The following is a 17245-nucleotide window of genomic DNA, read 5'->3' as shown; positions in this document are numbered from 1 at the left end:
TTTGCTGTCACCCGGCCAGCGCAGTCAGCGCCTGCTGCATATTTTTGAACATAATGGATACATAGCGGTCCATAAAATCAGCGACAGGCTGCGCAAAAACGAGCAGCATGAAAAGAGCAATTAAAAGCTTTAGCTGGATATTCAGGACAAACACATGAATCTGAGGAATCAGCTTCATCAGAATCCCCATCGCCATTTCAATGATGAACTCCACAGCAATAAAGGGAAGCGTCAGTCTGATAACCAGTGACATAGCCGTGGCAAACAGCGTAATCGCAAAACCGGAGATATCGGGATTGATGCTCTGTATACCAACCGGCAGGATTTCATAGGACGACGCAAACAATTTAATCAGCAATAAGTGGCTGTCGGTTGCAAAAACATAAAAAATGAAAAACAAACTGAGGATATTGCCGGACACAGACACCTGAATATTCGTACCAGGGTCAAATACCTTCGCCATGGAAAGTCCAAACTGAACATCCATCAGGTCTCCGGCAAAAAACAAGAGATAATAGAAAATGCCAAAAACATAGGATAAAACGAAGCCAACGAATAGTTCTCGCCCCATGGACATAACCAGACCAAATGTATTTGTCACCGCCAAAGCCGTTTTATCCACACCGGGCGCTATCAGAAGCGTCATCCCCAGGACAAGGCCCATACGTACCTGAGTGGTAATATTTCTGCGGGAAAGCAGCGGGTTCAGCGCAATCATCCCCGCCATTCGGACAAAGACCAATATGTATGCCGTGAAATTTTCAAATGAAAGAACCCACATAGCGCGTTATATCGTTGCCATCATGGTAAACAGCTGATTGACAAAATCAGTCAGAATTGCAATCATCCACGAGCCTAATCCAATCAGCATCAGCGCAATCACCAAAATCTTAGGAACAAACGTAAGCGTCTGCTCGTGAATTTGTGTAGCGGCTTGAAAAATTGCGATGATCAATCCAACTACGATGCTGACAACCAATAAAGGAGATGCTAATTTAATCGCAACCAGCATTGCTTCCTGAAAAACCCCCAGCACTTCACCCTGCGTCATAACATTTCTCCCTTTCTTATCGCCGGACCATGCAGACCAACATCATCGAAATCCCTGTGCCAGTGTCCCCAGCAGGAGATTCCAGCCATCCACCAAAACAAACATCATAATCTTAAAGGGCAGCGCGATCATAGACGGCGGCAGCATTACCATTCCCATTGACATCAATGTGCTGGAAACGACCATGTCGATGATCAGGAACGGAATAAACAGTAAAAAGCCGATGGTAAAAGCGCGTGTCAGCTCGCTGGTGACAAAAGCAGGCACAATCACACTTAAACTCAGCTTTTCAAGATTTTCCATCGTCTGATCTTCTGACTGAGCCTCCATTTGCTCGAGATCCTCTTCCTCACCGGATATGGACAAAAACAGGCTGAGGTCTTTCTGCTTTGTCTGGCGGAGCATAAACTGTTTCATTGGTTTCACAGCATTTTCCACGGCAGTCTGTTGGTCGATCAGGCCCTGCTTATACGGGGTATAAGCGTCTTCGTTGATCTGTTGCAGAACCGGCTGCATGATGAACAAGGTTAAAAATAGTGCTAAGCCAATCAGGACCTGGTTTGGGGGAGACTGCTGCGTTCCCAGCGCACTGCGCAGGAAGGACAGCACAATGACAATCCGCGTAAAGCTGGTCATCATAATCAGGATTGACGGCGCCAGTGCTAAAATTGCCATCAGGAAGAGCATTTCCAGCGGCCCGAACGAGCCTTCCCCTGTTGTACCGGAATCCAGATCAATGGTAATTGCCGGAGCAGCCTGTGCCCGCAGTGAAAAGCAAAATCCAAATAATAAAATTGTGACAATTCCTGAGATGATAAAAATCAGCAGATATTTTTTTAATGAGGTTCTTCGAACATCCGCATTTCTCATTGGTTTGCCTCGTCTTCCTCTCTTTTTTCACTGTTCCGGCCCTTTGTTATAAAGCCTTTCAGCAACTCCGCAAAATTTACCTCCTGTGTTTTTACGGGCAAAGAGGGCAGTTTTTCCGGATCTAACTCACACAGTTTTTCAATATGGCTCGCTGTAACGCCAATTAAAATGATTTTATCGGCAACCTTTATCAGCAGAAGCTGGCGGTCCTGCCCCACATAGGAACGGTCAAGAACCGAGATGAGGCCGCTGCCGGAGCTTTGAACGCCATATCGTTTGCCCAGCAACCGGGTTGCATAATAGGCACAAATCACCACAAGCGCAAATGTAATCAACAGCGCGACAATCCAACCCGCCGCATCCAGCCATTCTTTCAAACGTCTACCCTCCCCCCTGCGATCAGTTGATTATCCAAGAATTTTGCCAACTGTCTGCAAAATCCGGTCCGGCTTAAAAGGTTTCACAATAAAGTCCAAAGCGCCAAGATGGATTGCGTCCACGACCATGGATTCCTGTCCCATCGCCGAACACATCACTACTCTCGCGTTCGGGTCTGTTGCTTTAATTGCCTGCAATGCCTGAATACCGTCTAAATTCGGCATGGTGATATCCATAATGACCAGATCAGGCTTTTCATTCTGATAAGCATCCACTGCCTGCTGTCCGTCCCCGGCTTCAATCAGATTTGCATACCCGGCTTTGGAAAGGCAGTTTTTGATCGTCATTCTCATAAAAGCAGCGTCGTCCACAATCATGATTTTCTTATCCATTGAAATTCTCCTTCATATAGCAAAAGTTATTATAATAAAGCGATTATGCATTGCTGTCAATTGCATCCATGAGTTCTTTGGTGCCCACAATCTCTGTTACTCTGACACCAAAATTGTCGTCAATGACCACTACGTCTCCGCGTGCAATCAATTGCCCGTTTACAACAATGTCGACCGGAGCGCCTGCCTGCTTTTCCAACTCAATCACTGTGCCTTGTGAAAACTCCATGATATCGCGAATTTTACGCTTGGTTTTCCCGATTTCGACTGTAACGCTGAGCGGTACATTCATCATCAGTCCCATATTGGCATTGTTAATAGGCGCCGAAAATCCCGGCATAGCCTGGTTTGTAAAATTCGGAAATTGTGCGGACTGCACATGTACGGCCTGCGTCTGCTTGATCACATTGCTTTGCTGGCCGGCAGGAGAAGAAGCATTCTGCGGTGGCATCATCGGGGGATAGGAATATGCATAAGGTGGATATGGCATCTGCTGTCCCATCATCATATATTGCTGCTGCCATTCGGGAGATATATATGATGGCATCTGCTGCATGTTCGGCGCCTGCTGCATGTTTGGTGCCTGCTGCATATTAGGCATCTGCTGCATGTTCGGCGTTTGCTGCATGTTCGGTGCCTGCTGCATGTTCGGTGCCTGCTGCATGTTCGGCGTCTGCTGCATATTTGGTGCCTGCTGATTCTGCTGTTCCGGGGCCGCACTGCTCTCAGTTTCCTGCTGCACCGGAGCCTGATCCTCAGCGGCATCCCCCATCACCTGGCTGACGATCATTTTTACCAGGTCAATCGGCATGATGCTGATAAAATCGCTGTTCATGACGTCTTTGATATTCAAGTTAAACGAAACCGTAACAATTCTTTCGTCTTCCTGAATATTCAATTCCAGTGCATGTTCGCTGTCCGACACAGAAGCAGTTGGCGTAGATATATTGATGGTTTTCCCCAAAAACTCCGAAAGAGCTGTCGCCGATGCCCCCATCATCTGGTTCATGACCTCGCAGGCGGCGCTCATGCTCAACTCGTCAAACGCGAAATTTTCAGGCGAATCTTCATTCCCCATAAGGAGATTCAGAATGACCTGCATGTCCTCCTGGTGAAACATCATGATGTTCGAACCGGTAATACCCTCTATGTATTCGATCTTGACAAGAAGCGCCGGTTCCAAAGCCTTATAGTCGACTTCCTGAAACTTCTGCTCTTTTACATTTGGCGTGGTGATAATTACCTGTCTGTCCAGCATTGTGGATATGGCAGTTGCTGCGGAGCCCATGCTGATATTCAGGATTTCTCCAATTGCATCGATCTCTTCGCTCGAAAGGGCCACCGCAGGATCAACTACCCGCTGCTCATAATCCATCCCCATAATCACTCCTCCAGATCAACTGATCAACTCATTGAGCTTGACCGCTTTCTTCATTTTCACTTCTCCAAGCTTGGCGCTATACCAGGGAACCTCATCAACAATAATGCTGATATCGCTGTTAATACTTTTATTCAAAGGAATTACATCCGACGGCTGCAAGTGCAGCACATCGCTCAGATTTAGCTGGAAATTATCCAATACCGCTTTGATTTCCAAATCTGTATCTGTAAGCCTTTCGAAAATCATCGTCCGCTTGGCCTCTTCGTGTTCAGGTTTCTGCCGTTTCGATATTCGCGCATATTTGACGCTGAAATTATTAATCATTTCCTCAAGATTCGCAGCTGGAATACATAGGCTGATTCCGCCGTTCAGGTTCTTGATCTTCATATTCAGCGCAACAATTACCACAATATCTTCAGGAGCTAATGCCTGAAGCAGCCGGGAGTTTGTTTCGATACTGGAGAGGCTTGTTTCAACCTCGATATAATTGCACCATGCTTCCTGAAGATGCCTGGATATCTTCTGAAACACATTTTTTAATATCTCAATCTCAATATCCGTATAATCCCGGTTCAGATTGTAGCCTTCCCCGGAGCCTCCCAACAGCCGATCCACCATAAAATAGCCAATCGTCGTCGACATGTCCATAATCAGCGTGGCGTCGTTATATTGCTTGTTTTCAGGTCTCAAATCGATCATTCCGATTAACGCATTATCTGGCAGTGCATTACTGTATTCGAAATAACGCTGCTCTTCAATCTGCAGAACACTGACTTCACAAAAAACACGAAGCAGGCCGGAGAAATATGAGGAAAGCAACCGGGAAAAATTTTCGTGCAAACCGTCGAGTGTCTTTAGCTGCTCTTTTGTAAACTTTTTGGGAGACTTAAAGTCATATTCTTTAACCTGTTTTTGTGCTTCGGCTTCAATAGTCTCATCGCCAGAGTTTATGCGTTTTAGCAGCGCATCTATCTGTCCCTGTGATAGTTTCTCTGCCATTCTTCTAAATTCACTCCTTTTTCACCGCTGAATTTGTGGCAGATGCGCGGCTATGTATCTTCAAAGGGTACAATGATTTCATTCCCTTCGGAACTATAAGGTTCCTTGCTGTCCACCGGAGTCAGTGCGTCGTATGGACCCGCCTCACTGGATGCAGTATCCTGGGGCGGCGGGGTGCTTGCTTCCTGCATGTCCTCAGATGACGCCCCATCCGGCGGTACCAGAATATCCTTGCTGCTCCCCACCTCCGGGTATTTGCTTTCATCAAATGTTCCGGCAAGCAGGGTTTTCAAAATTTCCTCATCGGTCATATTACTCTCCGTACTGATAATCATCATATCAACACGACGGTTTTTCTTTCTTCCTTCTGACGTATCATTGGTAGCAGTCGGAAAGTTCTTCCCATAACCGATCGGGATCATTTTTTTTGGCGGAATCCCTTTTTGTTCTTCCAGATAGATCGCAACACTGGAAGCGCGTTCACTGGACAGCCGCCAGTCCGAAACGCGGTAATGTTCCACATTGGGAACAGCGGCAGTATGCCCGTTGATATTAATAGTTAAAATTTGTTCTTCTACATTTTTCAAACAGTTGCCCAGAAAATCCAGTATATCTGTTCCGGTAGGCTTCAGATCAAAGCTGTCGGGATTGAAGAAGATGCTGTCTTCAAAGCGTATGAAAACCGCGCCGTCCCCTTTTTTGACTTCAACCGAGCCTTCCATGCCATTTTGCTTCACATATTCTTTTAAATATTGATAAAGCTCATCAAAATTTTTCGGCAGATCTTTTTGCAGATCCAGTTGCTCACCCGGAGGCGGAAAATCGCCCTGGTTGGTCGCCATCTCAGTGCCATCGCCCACAGGCGCCATTACAATCTGCTGTGTCTCGGCATTCATTTTTGAAAACGCCTTTACAATTACGTCAAACTTTTCCTGATCAACACTGGACATACTAAACAGCATGACAAAGAATGTCAGCAGAAGGGTCACCATATCCCCATAAGTATCCATCCAGTTTCCGCATGGTTCTTCCTCTATTTTTTTTCGCGCCATTCTTTATCACCCTCTCGTCAAAGGATTCACTTTTTTCTGGCCTTTTTTTCTCTCCGGCTCTTTTTTCCCCTGCTGTCATCATCGGTATCCACCCCTGTTGTAGCAGCCAGATTCCCGGGAAGCAGCTGCGTCAGTTTCTCCTCAATGAACTTCGGATTGTCGCCCGCCTGAATTGCCTGAACGCCTTCGCTGACAATCATTTTGCAGAGATATTCCTCGTCATGCCGTACTTTAAGTTTATTGGAAATCGGGGCAAACACCAGATTGGAAAGCAGGCTTCCATAAAAAGTTGTGACCAGCGCCACCGACATCGCCGGCGCAATTGCATCCGCGTCTTTCAGGTTCTGAAGCAGGTTAATCAGGCCTATTAATGTACCGATCATACCGAACGCCGGCGCATAAGCGGAACCTTTTGCGTAAAATGCCCTGTCCTGCGCATGCCGTTCTTCCATATAGTCCAGCTCTGTTTCCAGCAAAACCTTCACTTTTTCCGCCTCAACCGAGTCGATCACAAGCATCAGGCTGTTACGCAAAAAAGTGTCCTGCGTGTCGTTCAGCTTGTCTTCCAAAGCCAACAGACCGTTGATTCTTGCTTCCTTTGCAAATTCCACGATTTGTGCAATATAATCGTGCGGATTATACTGGGTCGGAAAAAGGATGATTTTCAGATGCTTAAATACCTTTGTAAAATACTTTAACGGATAGGACACCATCAAAGCGGCAAATGTTCCACCAAAAACAATAATGATACTGTTTACATCAAAAAAATTTGCCAGGCTGATCCAGTTTAGTCCAAACTCTATTCCCTTTTCGGCATCAGGCATCTGCACAATGATGCCGAATACGACCAATGCCGCACCTGATACCCAACCCAAAATTGACATAAAGTCCATAACTATTGCCACCCTTTGCTTTACGAGCTCACCCGTTTAATAAATGTCAAAAATTGCAGTTCAGCAGATCCCGGTAAATCTCCCGCTTATATGCAATAGACTTCTGAACAACTTCTTCTCTGGTTTCTTTCACAATATAAATACGTCCATCCGTTAAATGGATTGTGGTGTCAGGATTTTCGTAAATGGTCTCAATCAGCTCACAGTTCAAAACAAATTCCGTCCCGTTTAATTTCGATAAAACAATCATAGCTGCCTCCATCCAATCCTTTTCGTTCTGCCATAGGCAATCAGGAACCGTAGTTCCTGATTGCCTATGGCAGCGACCCTCTCCGGTCGCCGCCACGGACTGCTTTTGTGATTGGTTAACGTTTCAGATTAATCAGCTCTTCCAGCATAGTGTCCGAAACGGTGATCAGCCGCGAATTTGCCTGGAACCCTCTCTGGGTAGTGATCATATCGGCAAATTCCTGTGACAGGTCGACATTGGACATTTCGAGCGCGCTTGACGCAATCGCTCCCGAACCTTCCTCACCCGGCTTCACGGGGTTGGGGTCACCGGAGTTTGCGGTCGCCGCAAAATAGGTATTGCCAACCTGTGCCAGGCCCTGCGGATTATCAAACGTGACAAGATCAATCCGGCCGATTTCCAGGTCTCCTTCAATATTTGGATGTGTCGCACGCACAACGCCGTCCGCACCGATGGAGATACCCGTCAGATCCTTTACAGTCTGTGCGCCGCCCACCGTTCCGTTTTCCAGTTTGAACGGCTGGCTGCCGAGCCCCAGATTCTTGGAAGGCTCCGTTGCCGTCGCTTCCTCCGTGGTTTCGGGAATTGGGTCAAACGTATACAGTGTATCAGTGGGAAGTTCTCCGGTAACCGGATCCGGCGCATTTGAGGCAAGTCCCGCAAGCATCGAAGACTCGCTCGGATATCCGACCGTGATCGTATCGCCGTTGCTTCCCAGCATGATCTGTCCGGAAGATTTCATTTGATCTGAAGTCAGGTCGGATTCATATGTTTTTGTCCCTATTTTGATCGAAAGATGGTATGTATGGACCGTGTTTTCATTAATTGGAGAAGCAGTTGTGGTATCTTCAATTGACCATGTAGCTTTACCGGTACCAGAGAAAGAATCTCCCGTTCCGACAACCTCAAAAAGATTTTCCAGCTCAGTCGGAACCGGAACCTTACCCGGCGTATTCGAAGTATCGGAACTGGTGATCTGCGCGCCGGTCAAATCTACGAAAGAATCAGCGGGATCCATTTGGAAGATAAAATCGCCCGCCGGATGCGCCACACCGCCGTTTGCCTCTTTAATCGCCGCATTTACAGCGCTCTGCAGCTCGCCCAGATTCGCGAACGTCTCATCTTTATTGATTGTAACGCTGATTCCGGTACTGCTTACCGTTGCCTTAGCTTTCTGGTTAAGAGGCAGGGAACCGGACATGAGAGAAAGCGTCACGTTTGCATCCGACGTCTGGTTGGTTGACTTTACGGTATATTTAATGCCGTTGATGGTATTGGTCGCGCTTCCCGCCGCCGGGTCCACCGACGGGATATTAAATGTAATTTTGCTGCTGCCGGCAGCTTTGCCAACCGGGTTTCCGCTGGTTCCCAAAACAAAGTTACCGTTGGAATCAATCAAGTTGCCATTGGAGTCGATGTCCAGCATGCCTGCCTTTGTGTAGTAAATATTGCCGTCCGCGTCCTGAACCTGAAGGAATCCCTCTCCGGTAATCGCAATATCCAGCGGATTACCGGTTGTGGACATCGTCGACTGCGTCTGAAGGACATCGATACTTCCGATCGTAGAACCGTAGCCAACCTCAGAGGGGTTTAAGCCGCCTTTGTTGTTGGAACCTGCGGCAGCGCCGCGCAGCGACTGATAGTATACGTCGCGGAAAGTCGCGCGGGAGCTCTTAAAGCCATAGGTGTTGACGTTGGCAATATTGTTACCAATCACGTCCATCCTGATCTGGTGGGCTTTCATGCCCGTTACGCCCGCGTAAAGTGATCTAACCATGGAATCAATCCTTTCTTATGGAACCGCCCGGGTTTCTCTGTCGTTCGAAATCCGGCAATAGCTTCCTGAAAAGGTCCGGCTATATAATAACAGTTCCGTCAATATTTGTAAAAACATTTCCCACGGATTCTCCGCTGTTGACAGTGGTCACCACCATATTGTTTTTAACATTTACAATGAAAGCGGTTTTGTCCACCAAGATCAATGTTTCGTTCAATCCTTTTTCCTTCGCAAGCTGAACGCCCTGATTCAGACGCTCAATGCTGTCTTCCGACAGATCGACCTGCCTTTGCGCCACCCGCTGTGCAGCGTGCTTGGAAAAAGTGACTTCTTTGTTTGTATCCAGTTCCCGCTGAAAAATTTCCTGAAATGAATTTGCACCGGATACCGTATTTTGCTGCTGTTCCTGATTTCCGACTATAGGCCGGGGCGTCCCGGTTACTATTGGAACTGAAAAACGGTTAAAATCGACCGGACTCATATTTCCGTATCATCTCCCGTCTGATTTTCTGTATTTTCAGTGCCCCCAGCGTTGTCCGGGTCTGTGGTGCTATCAGGATCGATCACTTCATCGGGATTATCCGGGCCGTCGGGATCTTCAGGACTGTCAGGATCTTCAGGGGCATCTGGGTCTTCAGGAGCATCTGGGTCTTCAGGAGCATCTGGGTCTTCAGGAGCGTCGGGATCTTCGGGAGCGTCGGAATCTTTCGAATAATTAACTTCCATAATCTGTGAAAGCGAAAACGACTTATCTCCAATGAAGATTTTATACTCGTTATCCACCAATGAAACTTTGGTAATCACCCCGGTAACCTTATCCAGATTGCCGCTCACAGTATATTTGGCCGCCGTGACGTTTTTACCAACCAGCGACATCGCGTAACTGGTCTTGGAATATTCCGCCATTTCCTGCATCTGCTGCAAACTTGCAAACTGCGCCATCTGGGCAACATACTGGGTATCATCCACCGGATTTAAAAAGTCCTGATTTTTCAGCTGAGTGACCATCAAATTCAGAAAATCACTGACTTTCAGGCCGGTATCTTCTTCATCAACGAAAACAGCATTATAGGTAGTTCCTGTTCCGCTTGACGAACTGGTACTGCTGGTTTGATTGGAAAGCCAGTCCCGGTAGCTTGTGTCTGTGCTGACTGAACTCAAGCGTTTTTCCTCCTTTCCTCAAATGTAGGTGTCCAGCTCTGAAACAGGAGCCATGCCCTGCGCCAGAATTTCCTGGTCAAACTCATCCTCTTCAGGACTAAGTGGCAGCGGCTGGGCATGATTCTGGTGGAACTGTTGGAACTGCCGGCCCATATCCTGCTGCGTAAACTGTCCGTTTTGGGCCGCTGAGTAAGAGGCATCCGCCTGACTGACTACTTCATGTACATCCGCGTTAAACGGGCGCAGTGTTTCGCGAAGGCCTGCGAGTTCGCCGTTGATCAACTTGGCAACCTGAGGGCTGGATGTGACGATGCTCAGGGCGATTTTGCTGTCCGCTTCCACCAATTTGACGGTAATTTCTCCCAAGCCGTCCGGTTTCAGTCTGACAATAAATTCATTTTTTCCCTGAGACAAATTCTCTTTGATTCCTGTTTTGACCTGCGTCATGATATCCTGCACGTCAAAAGTTCTGCTGTCCGTCTTCTCCACTTGCACCGTTGGTTTGAATTTACCGCTGTTCACAGCGTTCTGCAACTGTTCCACATTGACCGAGGTCTTTTCCTGTTTCTGCGTTTTGCCGGTATTCTCTCCACGGAGCAATTTCTGCGCCGCCATAATAGAATTCCGGAACTCGTTTTCTCCACCCAAAAGATCATTTGTGTTTTTTTCCGAGGTTTGCCCCTGTGCCTGCAAGGCGGATACGACCTGCATTTCCGGCCCGGCATCGGAATTGGGTTTCGTGAGCTGCGTCAAAAACAGATCTCCGGCTTTTGCAGACTTTGCGTCGCCCTGCGTCTGTATCGCTTCTAATAATGTCTGCATAAGAGGCTGTCCGTTTTCGGCTGTAACAGCGTCAATTTGCCCGCCTGCCTGCATCTCACTGAGCGCAGAAGTCAGCTCAGCAGAATCAGACAGAATCCCTGAGAAAAGCTGGGCAAACATGTCCGCGGCCATCAGCGAGCCCTGCTTTTCAGAGTCTTCGCTCTGCGACTGCGCACTGATTGTTTGACCCAGCAGCTGCTGCAGAAGCTGCGCAAATGCGTCCCCGCCGAACATCCCCTGCAGGGTTTGCGCGGCTCCGGGCTGTGCCAGCTGGCCCGCCGCCTGAATCATTGCTGCCATTGTCTGGGGAATTGTTACTGTTTCCATCTCTTTCACCTCCTTTCAATTCACAAAAACTTCAGCTTTATTTCATCTGAAAGTGACACATTGATCATAAATGCCGGTTAATATGAATTTGTTTCAACCATCCTTTTTCGAATCAGGCTGGAGGAAACAAATTCGGCAATCTGAAGTTCGCTTCCCTTTGCTTCCAACAGGTTATACTCGGTCCGCTGCTTTTCCTCCAGCTTGTCCAGCCCGGAAATCTCCTGAGAGATCGAAACTACTACCTTGATCTGTTTTTCTATCGAAGCGGAAATCGCATTATTTTCACTCTGTAACTGCCTGATCTGGTAACGGATGCTTTGCAGCTGATATTCAAAAGATTTGATCTGAATCACGCTGATCCCCTCCGCCGACTTTTCCGCCAGCCTCTGGTTCACCCGCTGAAATTCTTCCTGAAGCGCGTCTATCTTGTCCTCAATTTGTTTTTTGAGCGCATGAAGGTGAGCGAGATAATTCTTTTCCTTTTCCAGTACCTGGCCTTTATAATCAAGAACCTTGCTCAGCGAAAATTGAAACTTTTTCATTTTGCAACTCCCTACTTCACAATTTCTTTCAACATTCTGACTGTGTCCGCATAATCAACCTTATGATCGACCTTCTGCTGCAAAAATGCATTGATCGCTTCCATATGGCTGATTGCGCTATCCAGTTCCGGGTTTGTACCGCTTTTATAGGCGCCGATTGAGATCAGATCCTGATTTTCGCGGTATATAGAAAGCATATTCCGTATCTTGCCCGCCGCTTCCGAATGTTCCGGCTCCACAATGTCGGTCATCAAACGGCTCACGCTTGCCAGAACATCAATTGCCGGATAATGGTTTTTCATTGCGATTTTACGGGACAGCATGATATGCCCGTCGATGATACCGCGAACTGTATCGGAAATCGGTTCATTATCGTCGTCGCCTTCCACAAGCACCGTATAAATCCCGGTAATAGAACCCCGCTCAAAATTACCGGACCGTTCCAGCAGTTTCGGCAGCGCTGTGTAAATCGAGGGTGTATAGCCGCGGGCAACCGGCGGTTCCCCGACGCTCAGCCCGATTTCCCTTTGCGCCATCGCAAAACGTGTCAGGGAATCCATCATCAGCAGGACATCTTTTCCCTGATCGCAGAAATACTCCGCGATCGTGGTCGCGGTAAGCGCACATTTTGAACGCATCATGGCCGGCTGATCGGATGTCGCCACCACAAGCACCGACCTTTTAACGCCTTCCGGGCCAAGGTCCCGGTTGATAAACTCCACAACTTCGCGTCCTCTTTCTCCAACCAGCGCGATCACATTGATATCCGCTTTGATATTGCGGGCAATCATACCCATAAGGGTGCTTTTCCCGACGCCGCTTCCCGCGAAGATTCCCATCCTCTGCCCTTTGCCAATGGTAATCAGGCCGTCAATCGCTTTCACGCCCAGTTCAATCGGGGTGCTGATTCTCGGGCGGCCCATCGGGTTGGAAGGAACGCCGTTGATCGGATAATAATCTGTGGCAGGAATTGGTTCGCCTTCGTCAATTGGATTTCCAAGCGCGTCCACGGTACGGCCAATGAGCTGATCGCTCATTTTGATCATGAGCTTGGAGCCGGTGTTATGTACCGTACTCCCGTAACCGATGCCGTCAATATCCTGATAGGGCATCAGAAGCACTTTATTGCCCCGAAATCCCACAACCTCGGAAAGGATGCTTTGCTTGCCGTTTCCCAATACGATGTTGCAGACATCGCCGACGTTGCAGACGATCCCTGTCGCCTCCACCGTCATGCCTACAATCTGGTGTATTCTGCCTTCCCGCGTATAAAAATCGCCCATACGAAGGATCTGCCGATATTTCGTTGTATTGGTCGCAAGTTGCTGTTGCATCGGCTTCCTCCACTTTTAGACCTGATCGAAATATTCCTTGACGTTCCTAAGCTGTGTTGTTACGGACGCGTCAATGTTGCCATCAGAAGTTTTAACAATACAGGTGTCCTCCGGCAGATCTTTTGCCACGATCTCCGCATTTGTCCGGCTCTCCTTGAGTTCACTTTCCAGAAAAGACAACAGCCCGGGCATTCGTTCGGATAGTTCCACAGTAATCCAGTCGGCATCCTTGACCGAGTTAATGGCCGCCTTTACAAGCTCCGCCAGTTCATGCCCGTCGGGTGTAATCCTTTTGCGGAGAATCCGGGAGGCGACGTCAACCGCGAGGTTTTTCAGCTCTTCTTCGTACAAATGCATATACTGCACATTTTCCAGTTCAATTTGCTGAATTGCACGATTGGTATTTTCAATCGCTGTACGCAGTTCTTCCCGTTTTTCCTGTCGGCCCCGCTCCAGCCCCTCCCGATAAGCCTCAGCCCGAATTCTTTCCGCGTCCTCTTCCGCCTGTTTGATCAGAACATCATGTTCCGAATGAGCGAGCTTCAGGATTTCTTTTGAAACCCGCTCGGCTTCCTGTCTGGCTTCGCTGACTGTCTGCTCATAGAGCTCTTCAAACGAAATCTGCGGTTCAGACGGCTCTTCGGCCTGTTCCTGCGCCTTCGGCTTCTGAATCTGGATATCCGGTATTAAAACCACTTGGTCTGATTTGGCCACCTGGCCCTGCTTGATCACACTAGGCAATGATCTCATCCTTTCCGCCCTTCGAGATCACAATCTCTCCTTGCTCTTCCAAATGGCGGATAGCACCAACAATACGCTGCTGCGCCTCTTCCACATCACGCATACGGACATTATGCAGATACTGCATGTCGCTCTGTATGGTCTCGCGCATTCTCTGGGACATATTCTGAAAGATAACTTCGGAAACGCTTTCATTCGCCACCTTAAGCGCAACGGCAAGGTCTTTGGAATCCACCTCGCGGATAAAGCGCTGAATAGCAAGGCTGTCCAGATAAACAATATCCTCGAACACGAACATGAGCTTTCTGATTTCCTCGGACAGAGAGGGATCGCTGTTGTTGAGTTCGTCGAAGATATACTTTTCGGTCCCTCTGTCCACATGGTTCATGATATCGGCCACATAATTTACGCCGCCAAGCTCCATAAGGTCGACCGAGATAATAGACGAGAATTTTCTTTCCAGTGTTTTCTCTACAATATTGATGATTTCCGGAGAAGCCCTGTCCAAATTGGCGATGCGCTCAATGACATCGATCTGAAGATCCTTAGGCAGTTCCTCAATTACCTGTGACGCCTGATCGGAACGCGCGTAAGACAATACCAGCGCAATTGTCTGCGGATGCTCGTTTTGAAGCATCATCAGAAGGTTTTTATAATCTGCCTTGCGCATAAAGTCAAACGCCTTGGTACGCAGAGATTTGGTCACACGTTCCATAAGGGAAATTGCCTGCTGCGGCCCGAACGCTTTTTCCAGAACGTCTTTGGCATACGCGACGCCGCCTTCGGTGATAACCTTCTGCGTAACACACAGGCCATAGAAATCATCAACGATTTCCTTCATGTCTTCTGCTGAAAGGTTGTCAAGCTTGGCAACTTCCAAGGAAAGCTGCTCTACTTCTTCATCCCGCAGGTGCTTATAGACTTTCGAAGCATTCTCCGCACCCAAAGCGATGACGATCGCAGCGGCTCTCTCCGCAGCCGTCATTTTCTGCCTCACAGCCATCGTTACTCATCCTCCTTTAGCATAGACCTAATGAGCGATGCAGTAATTTCGGGATTTTCATTCGCAAATGTACGAATTTCATTTGTAATCGCATTTTCTTTAGAATTAACCTGAGCATTTTCCAATAATTGCTTTTTATGTTGCTCAATTTCTTCTTCCAGATTGCGAATCTTATTATCAGATTCCTGTTCTTCCTGTTCAAGTGCTTTCTTTGCTCTGCGGCGCATAGCCACAACAATCAGGATGATGATCAGAATCAGCAGGCTTGCCGCCGCTCCGGCAATTGCAATCAGCACAGGCGTGCTCAATTTCTCAGGCTCGGTGCTGGCTGGTTCCGCGTCGACTCCGGTGAAGTCCAGATTCTTAACAGAAATTGAGTCGGGATCAATTGCGACGCTTTTGGAAATCAGATCCACCAGATTATCATGCCGTTCCTGATCAAACTGGGAATCCTTTACCACAACAGCAACAGACGCTTCCTTGAGAATTGCCTGCCCCTTTTCGATTTGAGTTTTGATATAGCTGGTTTCCCAATCGACGCTGCGGCTGTAATCCGTTGCCTGGTTTTCCTGGTCGCCCGTCTGGTTCAGATATTCCGGCGTGTCCGTATTGTTTTCCTCACCGACAATCCCGGCGGCGGGAACATTTCCGTTCAGGGAATAATTTTCATCTAAATGCGTTTTAACCCCGTTGCCGTCATCCTGGGGAACCAGCTCTTTCTGCTCGGTCAGCATTTTATCATAATCAAGCTTCACTTTTGCCACGGCAGTCACGCCGTCCGCGCCATAAATAGGAGCAAGCAAGCGCTTAACGTTGTCCTCGATATCCTTCTGCATCTGCTTTTCAAATTCCAGACGCTCAAAGTCGACCCCATTTGTCCCGGTCTTTTCATTTTCCGGTGTCATTTCCACGCCTGTCGCAGCGTCAATTACTTTGACATTTTCCGGCTTCATTAAAGAAGATACGCTTGCAGCAACATGGTTCCGGATAGCTGACACCATTTCTGGAGAAAGCTCATATCCCGATTCCATAGTAATCATGACGCTGGCCGAGCCTTCCTCTTTCGATTTATCCCAGACAACATATTCTGTATTTTCGGGCATAGTAATCGTCACAGTGGCTGATTTGACCCCGTCAATCTGCACAAGCGTATCCTGAATTCTGTTCTGCAATTGGAACTGCAGAATCTGCCGTTTTTCAAAATCAGTCTTTGTAAATCCGGTATTGTCTAAAAAAATATCATACACAGGCGCAGATTTTGGATAACCCTTTCCGGAAAGAGCCACAATCAGCTCCCCCCACTGTTCCTTGGGCACCATAATCTGTCCCTGCGCATTGATTTGTGGATTGGCGTTCATGTCCTGCAAAGCAGCATAAACCTGAGAGGTTTCCGTTCCGGAAAGATTTTCAGGATAAAGCAGCTGATACTTATCCCCCACAGAATGTAACAAGGCGGTAACAGCAATCGCCGCAGCAAAAACCAGTCCTGCAGATATGAGTGATATTTTCTTCACTTTAGGGGTCAGCTTGTTCCAAAACGCTTTGAGGCTGCCCCACGCTTTCATCAGTTGATCTTTCATTCTATACCAGCTTTACCTTATTTTGATTGGGTCGTGCTTAGATTTGGGTCTGCATGATTTCCTTGTAAGCATTTACCACTCTCGAAGTCAGCTCTACTGTCATCTTTAAAGCCGTACTTGCCTGAGTGGAATGGATCATAACAGAATGCAAATCATCCGAACGCCCCATCGCAAGGTCATAAGCATCTTGTTTGGAGACTTCCTGCGTTTCCTGCATCGTCTTCACCGCATCTTGCAGCACATCGGAAAAGGGAATTTTGGAATCCGTGGCCTGCTGTGTTGCAAAAGACTCGTTTTGCAGCTCGGATAGAGGGCTCATCTGGCCGATTGGTACGATAAACATAGGTTCGTTTCTCCCCTCAAAAGAATGAATTCTCACTTGTTTCAGCAAAATACTCTAGAATTCGACATTTATGTTTTTAAAAAAATAAGCACTCTGACTTTCCATCCACATCAAAATGCCTTTTTATGAAAAACACATCCGAATAAAAAACCACTGATATCATATGAATCGAATACAACAAGCTTACAGAAAATATTGTGTAATAAAATTTCAACGAAAGGGACCATAATTTGCTTAAATAGTAAATGATTTACTGATTATCAACAAAAGATTACCATTTATTCCAATAACATTATAACTATAATTTTAATGGTTGTCAATCATGCTAAAGAAATATCCTGATAAATAT

Annotated in this window: 20 protein-coding genes; all 20 read right to left on the bottom strand. The window is 47.4% G+C overall.

Annotated elements, in window-relative coordinates; all coding sequences use genetic code 11:
• Positions 1 to 7: 7 nt before the first annotated feature.
• Positions 8 to 781, bottom strand: a complete 774-nt coding sequence (locus C1A10_RS06000) for a flagellar biosynthetic protein FliR (RefSeq protein ID WP_101909388.1) — start codon at positions 779 to 781, stop codon at positions 8 to 10.
• 6 nt (positions 782 to 787) lie between these two features.
• Positions 788 to 1051, bottom strand: coding sequence for a flagellar biosynthesis protein FliQ (gene fliQ, locus C1A10_RS05995; protein WP_101909387.1), 264 nt, complete (start codon positions 1049 to 1051; stop codon positions 788 to 790).
• A gap of 42 nt (positions 1052 to 1093) precedes the next feature.
• Complete coding sequence (gene fliP / locus C1A10_RS05990) at positions 1094 to 1921, bottom strand: flagellar type III secretion system pore protein FliP (RefSeq protein ID WP_101909386.1); 828 nt, start codon at positions 1919 to 1921, stop codon at positions 1094 to 1096.
• Complete coding sequence (fliO, locus tag C1A10_RS05985) at positions 1918 to 2298, bottom strand: flagellar biosynthetic protein FliO (protein ID WP_101909385.1); 381 nt, start codon at positions 2296 to 2298, stop codon at positions 1918 to 1920. Before fliO ends, fliP begins: the two co-directional genes overlap by 4 nt.
• A 30-nt stretch (positions 2299 to 2328) precedes the next feature.
• On the bottom strand, positions 2329 to 2691 hold the full coding sequence (locus tag C1A10_RS05980) for a response regulator (protein ID WP_101909384.1): 363 nt from the start codon (positions 2689 to 2691) through the stop codon (positions 2329 to 2331).
• A gap of 43 nt (positions 2692 to 2734) precedes the next feature.
• Positions 2735 to 4072, bottom strand: a complete 1338-nt coding sequence (fliN, locus tag C1A10_RS05975) for a flagellar motor switch protein FliN (protein ID WP_242968845.1) — start codon at positions 4070 to 4072, stop codon at positions 2735 to 2737.
• Positions 4073 to 4087: 15 nt separating this feature from the next.
• Positions 4088 to 5071: a flagellar motor switch protein FliM gene (gene fliM / locus C1A10_RS05970; RefSeq protein ID WP_101909383.1), complete on the bottom strand. Its 984-nt coding sequence runs from the start codon at positions 5069 to 5071 to the stop codon at positions 4088 to 4090.
• 50 nt (positions 5072 to 5121) lie between these two features.
• Complete coding sequence (locus C1A10_RS05965; protein WP_101909382.1) at positions 5122 to 6123, bottom strand: OmpA/MotB family protein; 1002 nt, start codon at positions 6121 to 6123, stop codon at positions 5122 to 5124.
• 26 nt (positions 6124 to 6149) lie between these two features.
• Complete coding sequence (locus C1A10_RS05960) at positions 6150 to 7016, bottom strand: motility protein A (protein ID WP_101909381.1); 867 nt, start codon at positions 7014 to 7016, stop codon at positions 6150 to 6152.
• Between the two features lie 46 nt (positions 7017 to 7062).
• Positions 7063 to 7266 (bottom strand): flagellar FlbD family protein, encoded by a 204-nt coding sequence (locus tag C1A10_RS05955; RefSeq protein WP_101909380.1) that lies wholly within the window; start codon positions 7264 to 7266, stop codon positions 7063 to 7065.
• Positions 7267 to 7381: 115 nt separating this feature from the next.
• On the bottom strand, positions 7382 to 9043 hold the full coding sequence (locus C1A10_RS05950) for a flagellar hook protein FlgE (RefSeq protein WP_101909379.1): 1662 nt from the start codon (positions 9041 to 9043) through the stop codon (positions 7382 to 7384).
• 79 nt (positions 9044 to 9122) lie between these two features.
• Positions 9123 to 9524: a TIGR02530 family flagellar biosynthesis protein gene (locus tag C1A10_RS05945; protein WP_101909378.1), complete on the bottom strand. Its 402-nt coding sequence runs from the start codon at positions 9522 to 9524 to the stop codon at positions 9123 to 9125.
• Positions 9521 to 10204, bottom strand: coding sequence for a flagellar hook assembly protein FlgD (locus C1A10_RS05940; RefSeq protein ID WP_101909377.1), 684 nt, complete (start codon positions 10202 to 10204; stop codon positions 9521 to 9523). Before C1A10_RS05940 ends, C1A10_RS05945 begins: the two co-directional genes overlap by 4 nt.
• Before the next feature lie 18 nt (positions 10205 to 10222).
• Positions 10223 to 11353 carry a flagellar hook-length control protein FliK gene (locus tag C1A10_RS05935; protein ID WP_101909376.1) on the bottom strand — a complete coding sequence of 377 codons (1131 nt, stop codon included), beginning with the start codon at positions 11351 to 11353 and terminating at the stop codon, positions 10223 to 10225.
• 77 nt (positions 11354 to 11430) lie between these two features.
• A complete protein-coding gene (locus C1A10_RS05930) occupies positions 11431 to 11895 on the bottom strand; it encodes a flagellar export protein FliJ (RefSeq protein WP_101909375.1) in 465 nt (154 codons plus the stop codon).
• Between the two features lie 11 nt (positions 11896 to 11906).
• Positions 11907 to 13229, bottom strand: coding sequence for a flagellar protein export ATPase FliI (gene fliI, locus C1A10_RS05925; RefSeq protein WP_101909374.1), 1323 nt, complete (start codon positions 13227 to 13229; stop codon positions 11907 to 11909).
• 15 nt (positions 13230 to 13244) lie between these two features.
• Positions 13245 to 13961: a FliH/SctL family protein gene (locus tag C1A10_RS05920; RefSeq protein WP_242968877.1), complete on the bottom strand. Its 717-nt coding sequence runs from the start codon at positions 13959 to 13961 to the stop codon at positions 13245 to 13247.
• A 1-nt stretch (position 13962) separates the two neighbouring features.
• Positions 13963 to 14973, bottom strand: a complete 1011-nt coding sequence (gene fliG, locus C1A10_RS05915) for a flagellar motor switch protein FliG (RefSeq protein WP_101909372.1) — start codon at positions 14971 to 14973, stop codon at positions 13963 to 13965.
• Between the two features lie 2 nt (positions 14974 to 14975).
• Positions 14976 to 16553, bottom strand: a complete 1578-nt coding sequence (fliF, locus tag C1A10_RS05910) for a flagellar basal-body MS-ring/collar protein FliF (protein ID WP_101909371.1) — start codon at positions 16551 to 16553, stop codon at positions 14976 to 14978.
• Between the two features lie 37 nt (positions 16554 to 16590).
• A complete protein-coding gene (fliE, locus tag C1A10_RS05905) occupies positions 16591 to 16896 on the bottom strand; it encodes a flagellar hook-basal body complex protein FliE (RefSeq protein ID WP_101909370.1) in 306 nt (101 codons plus the stop codon).
• Positions 16897 to 17245: the final 349 nt, after the last annotated feature.

The organism is Marasmitruncus massiliensis, from assembly GCF_900186535.1.
Taxonomy (GTDB): Bacteria; Bacillota; Clostridia; order Oscillospirales; family Ruminococcaceae; genus Anaerotruncus; species Anaerotruncus massiliensis_A.
Note: the sequence above shows the minus strand (reverse complement) of the source record. Positions and strands in the feature narration are given on the sequence as shown.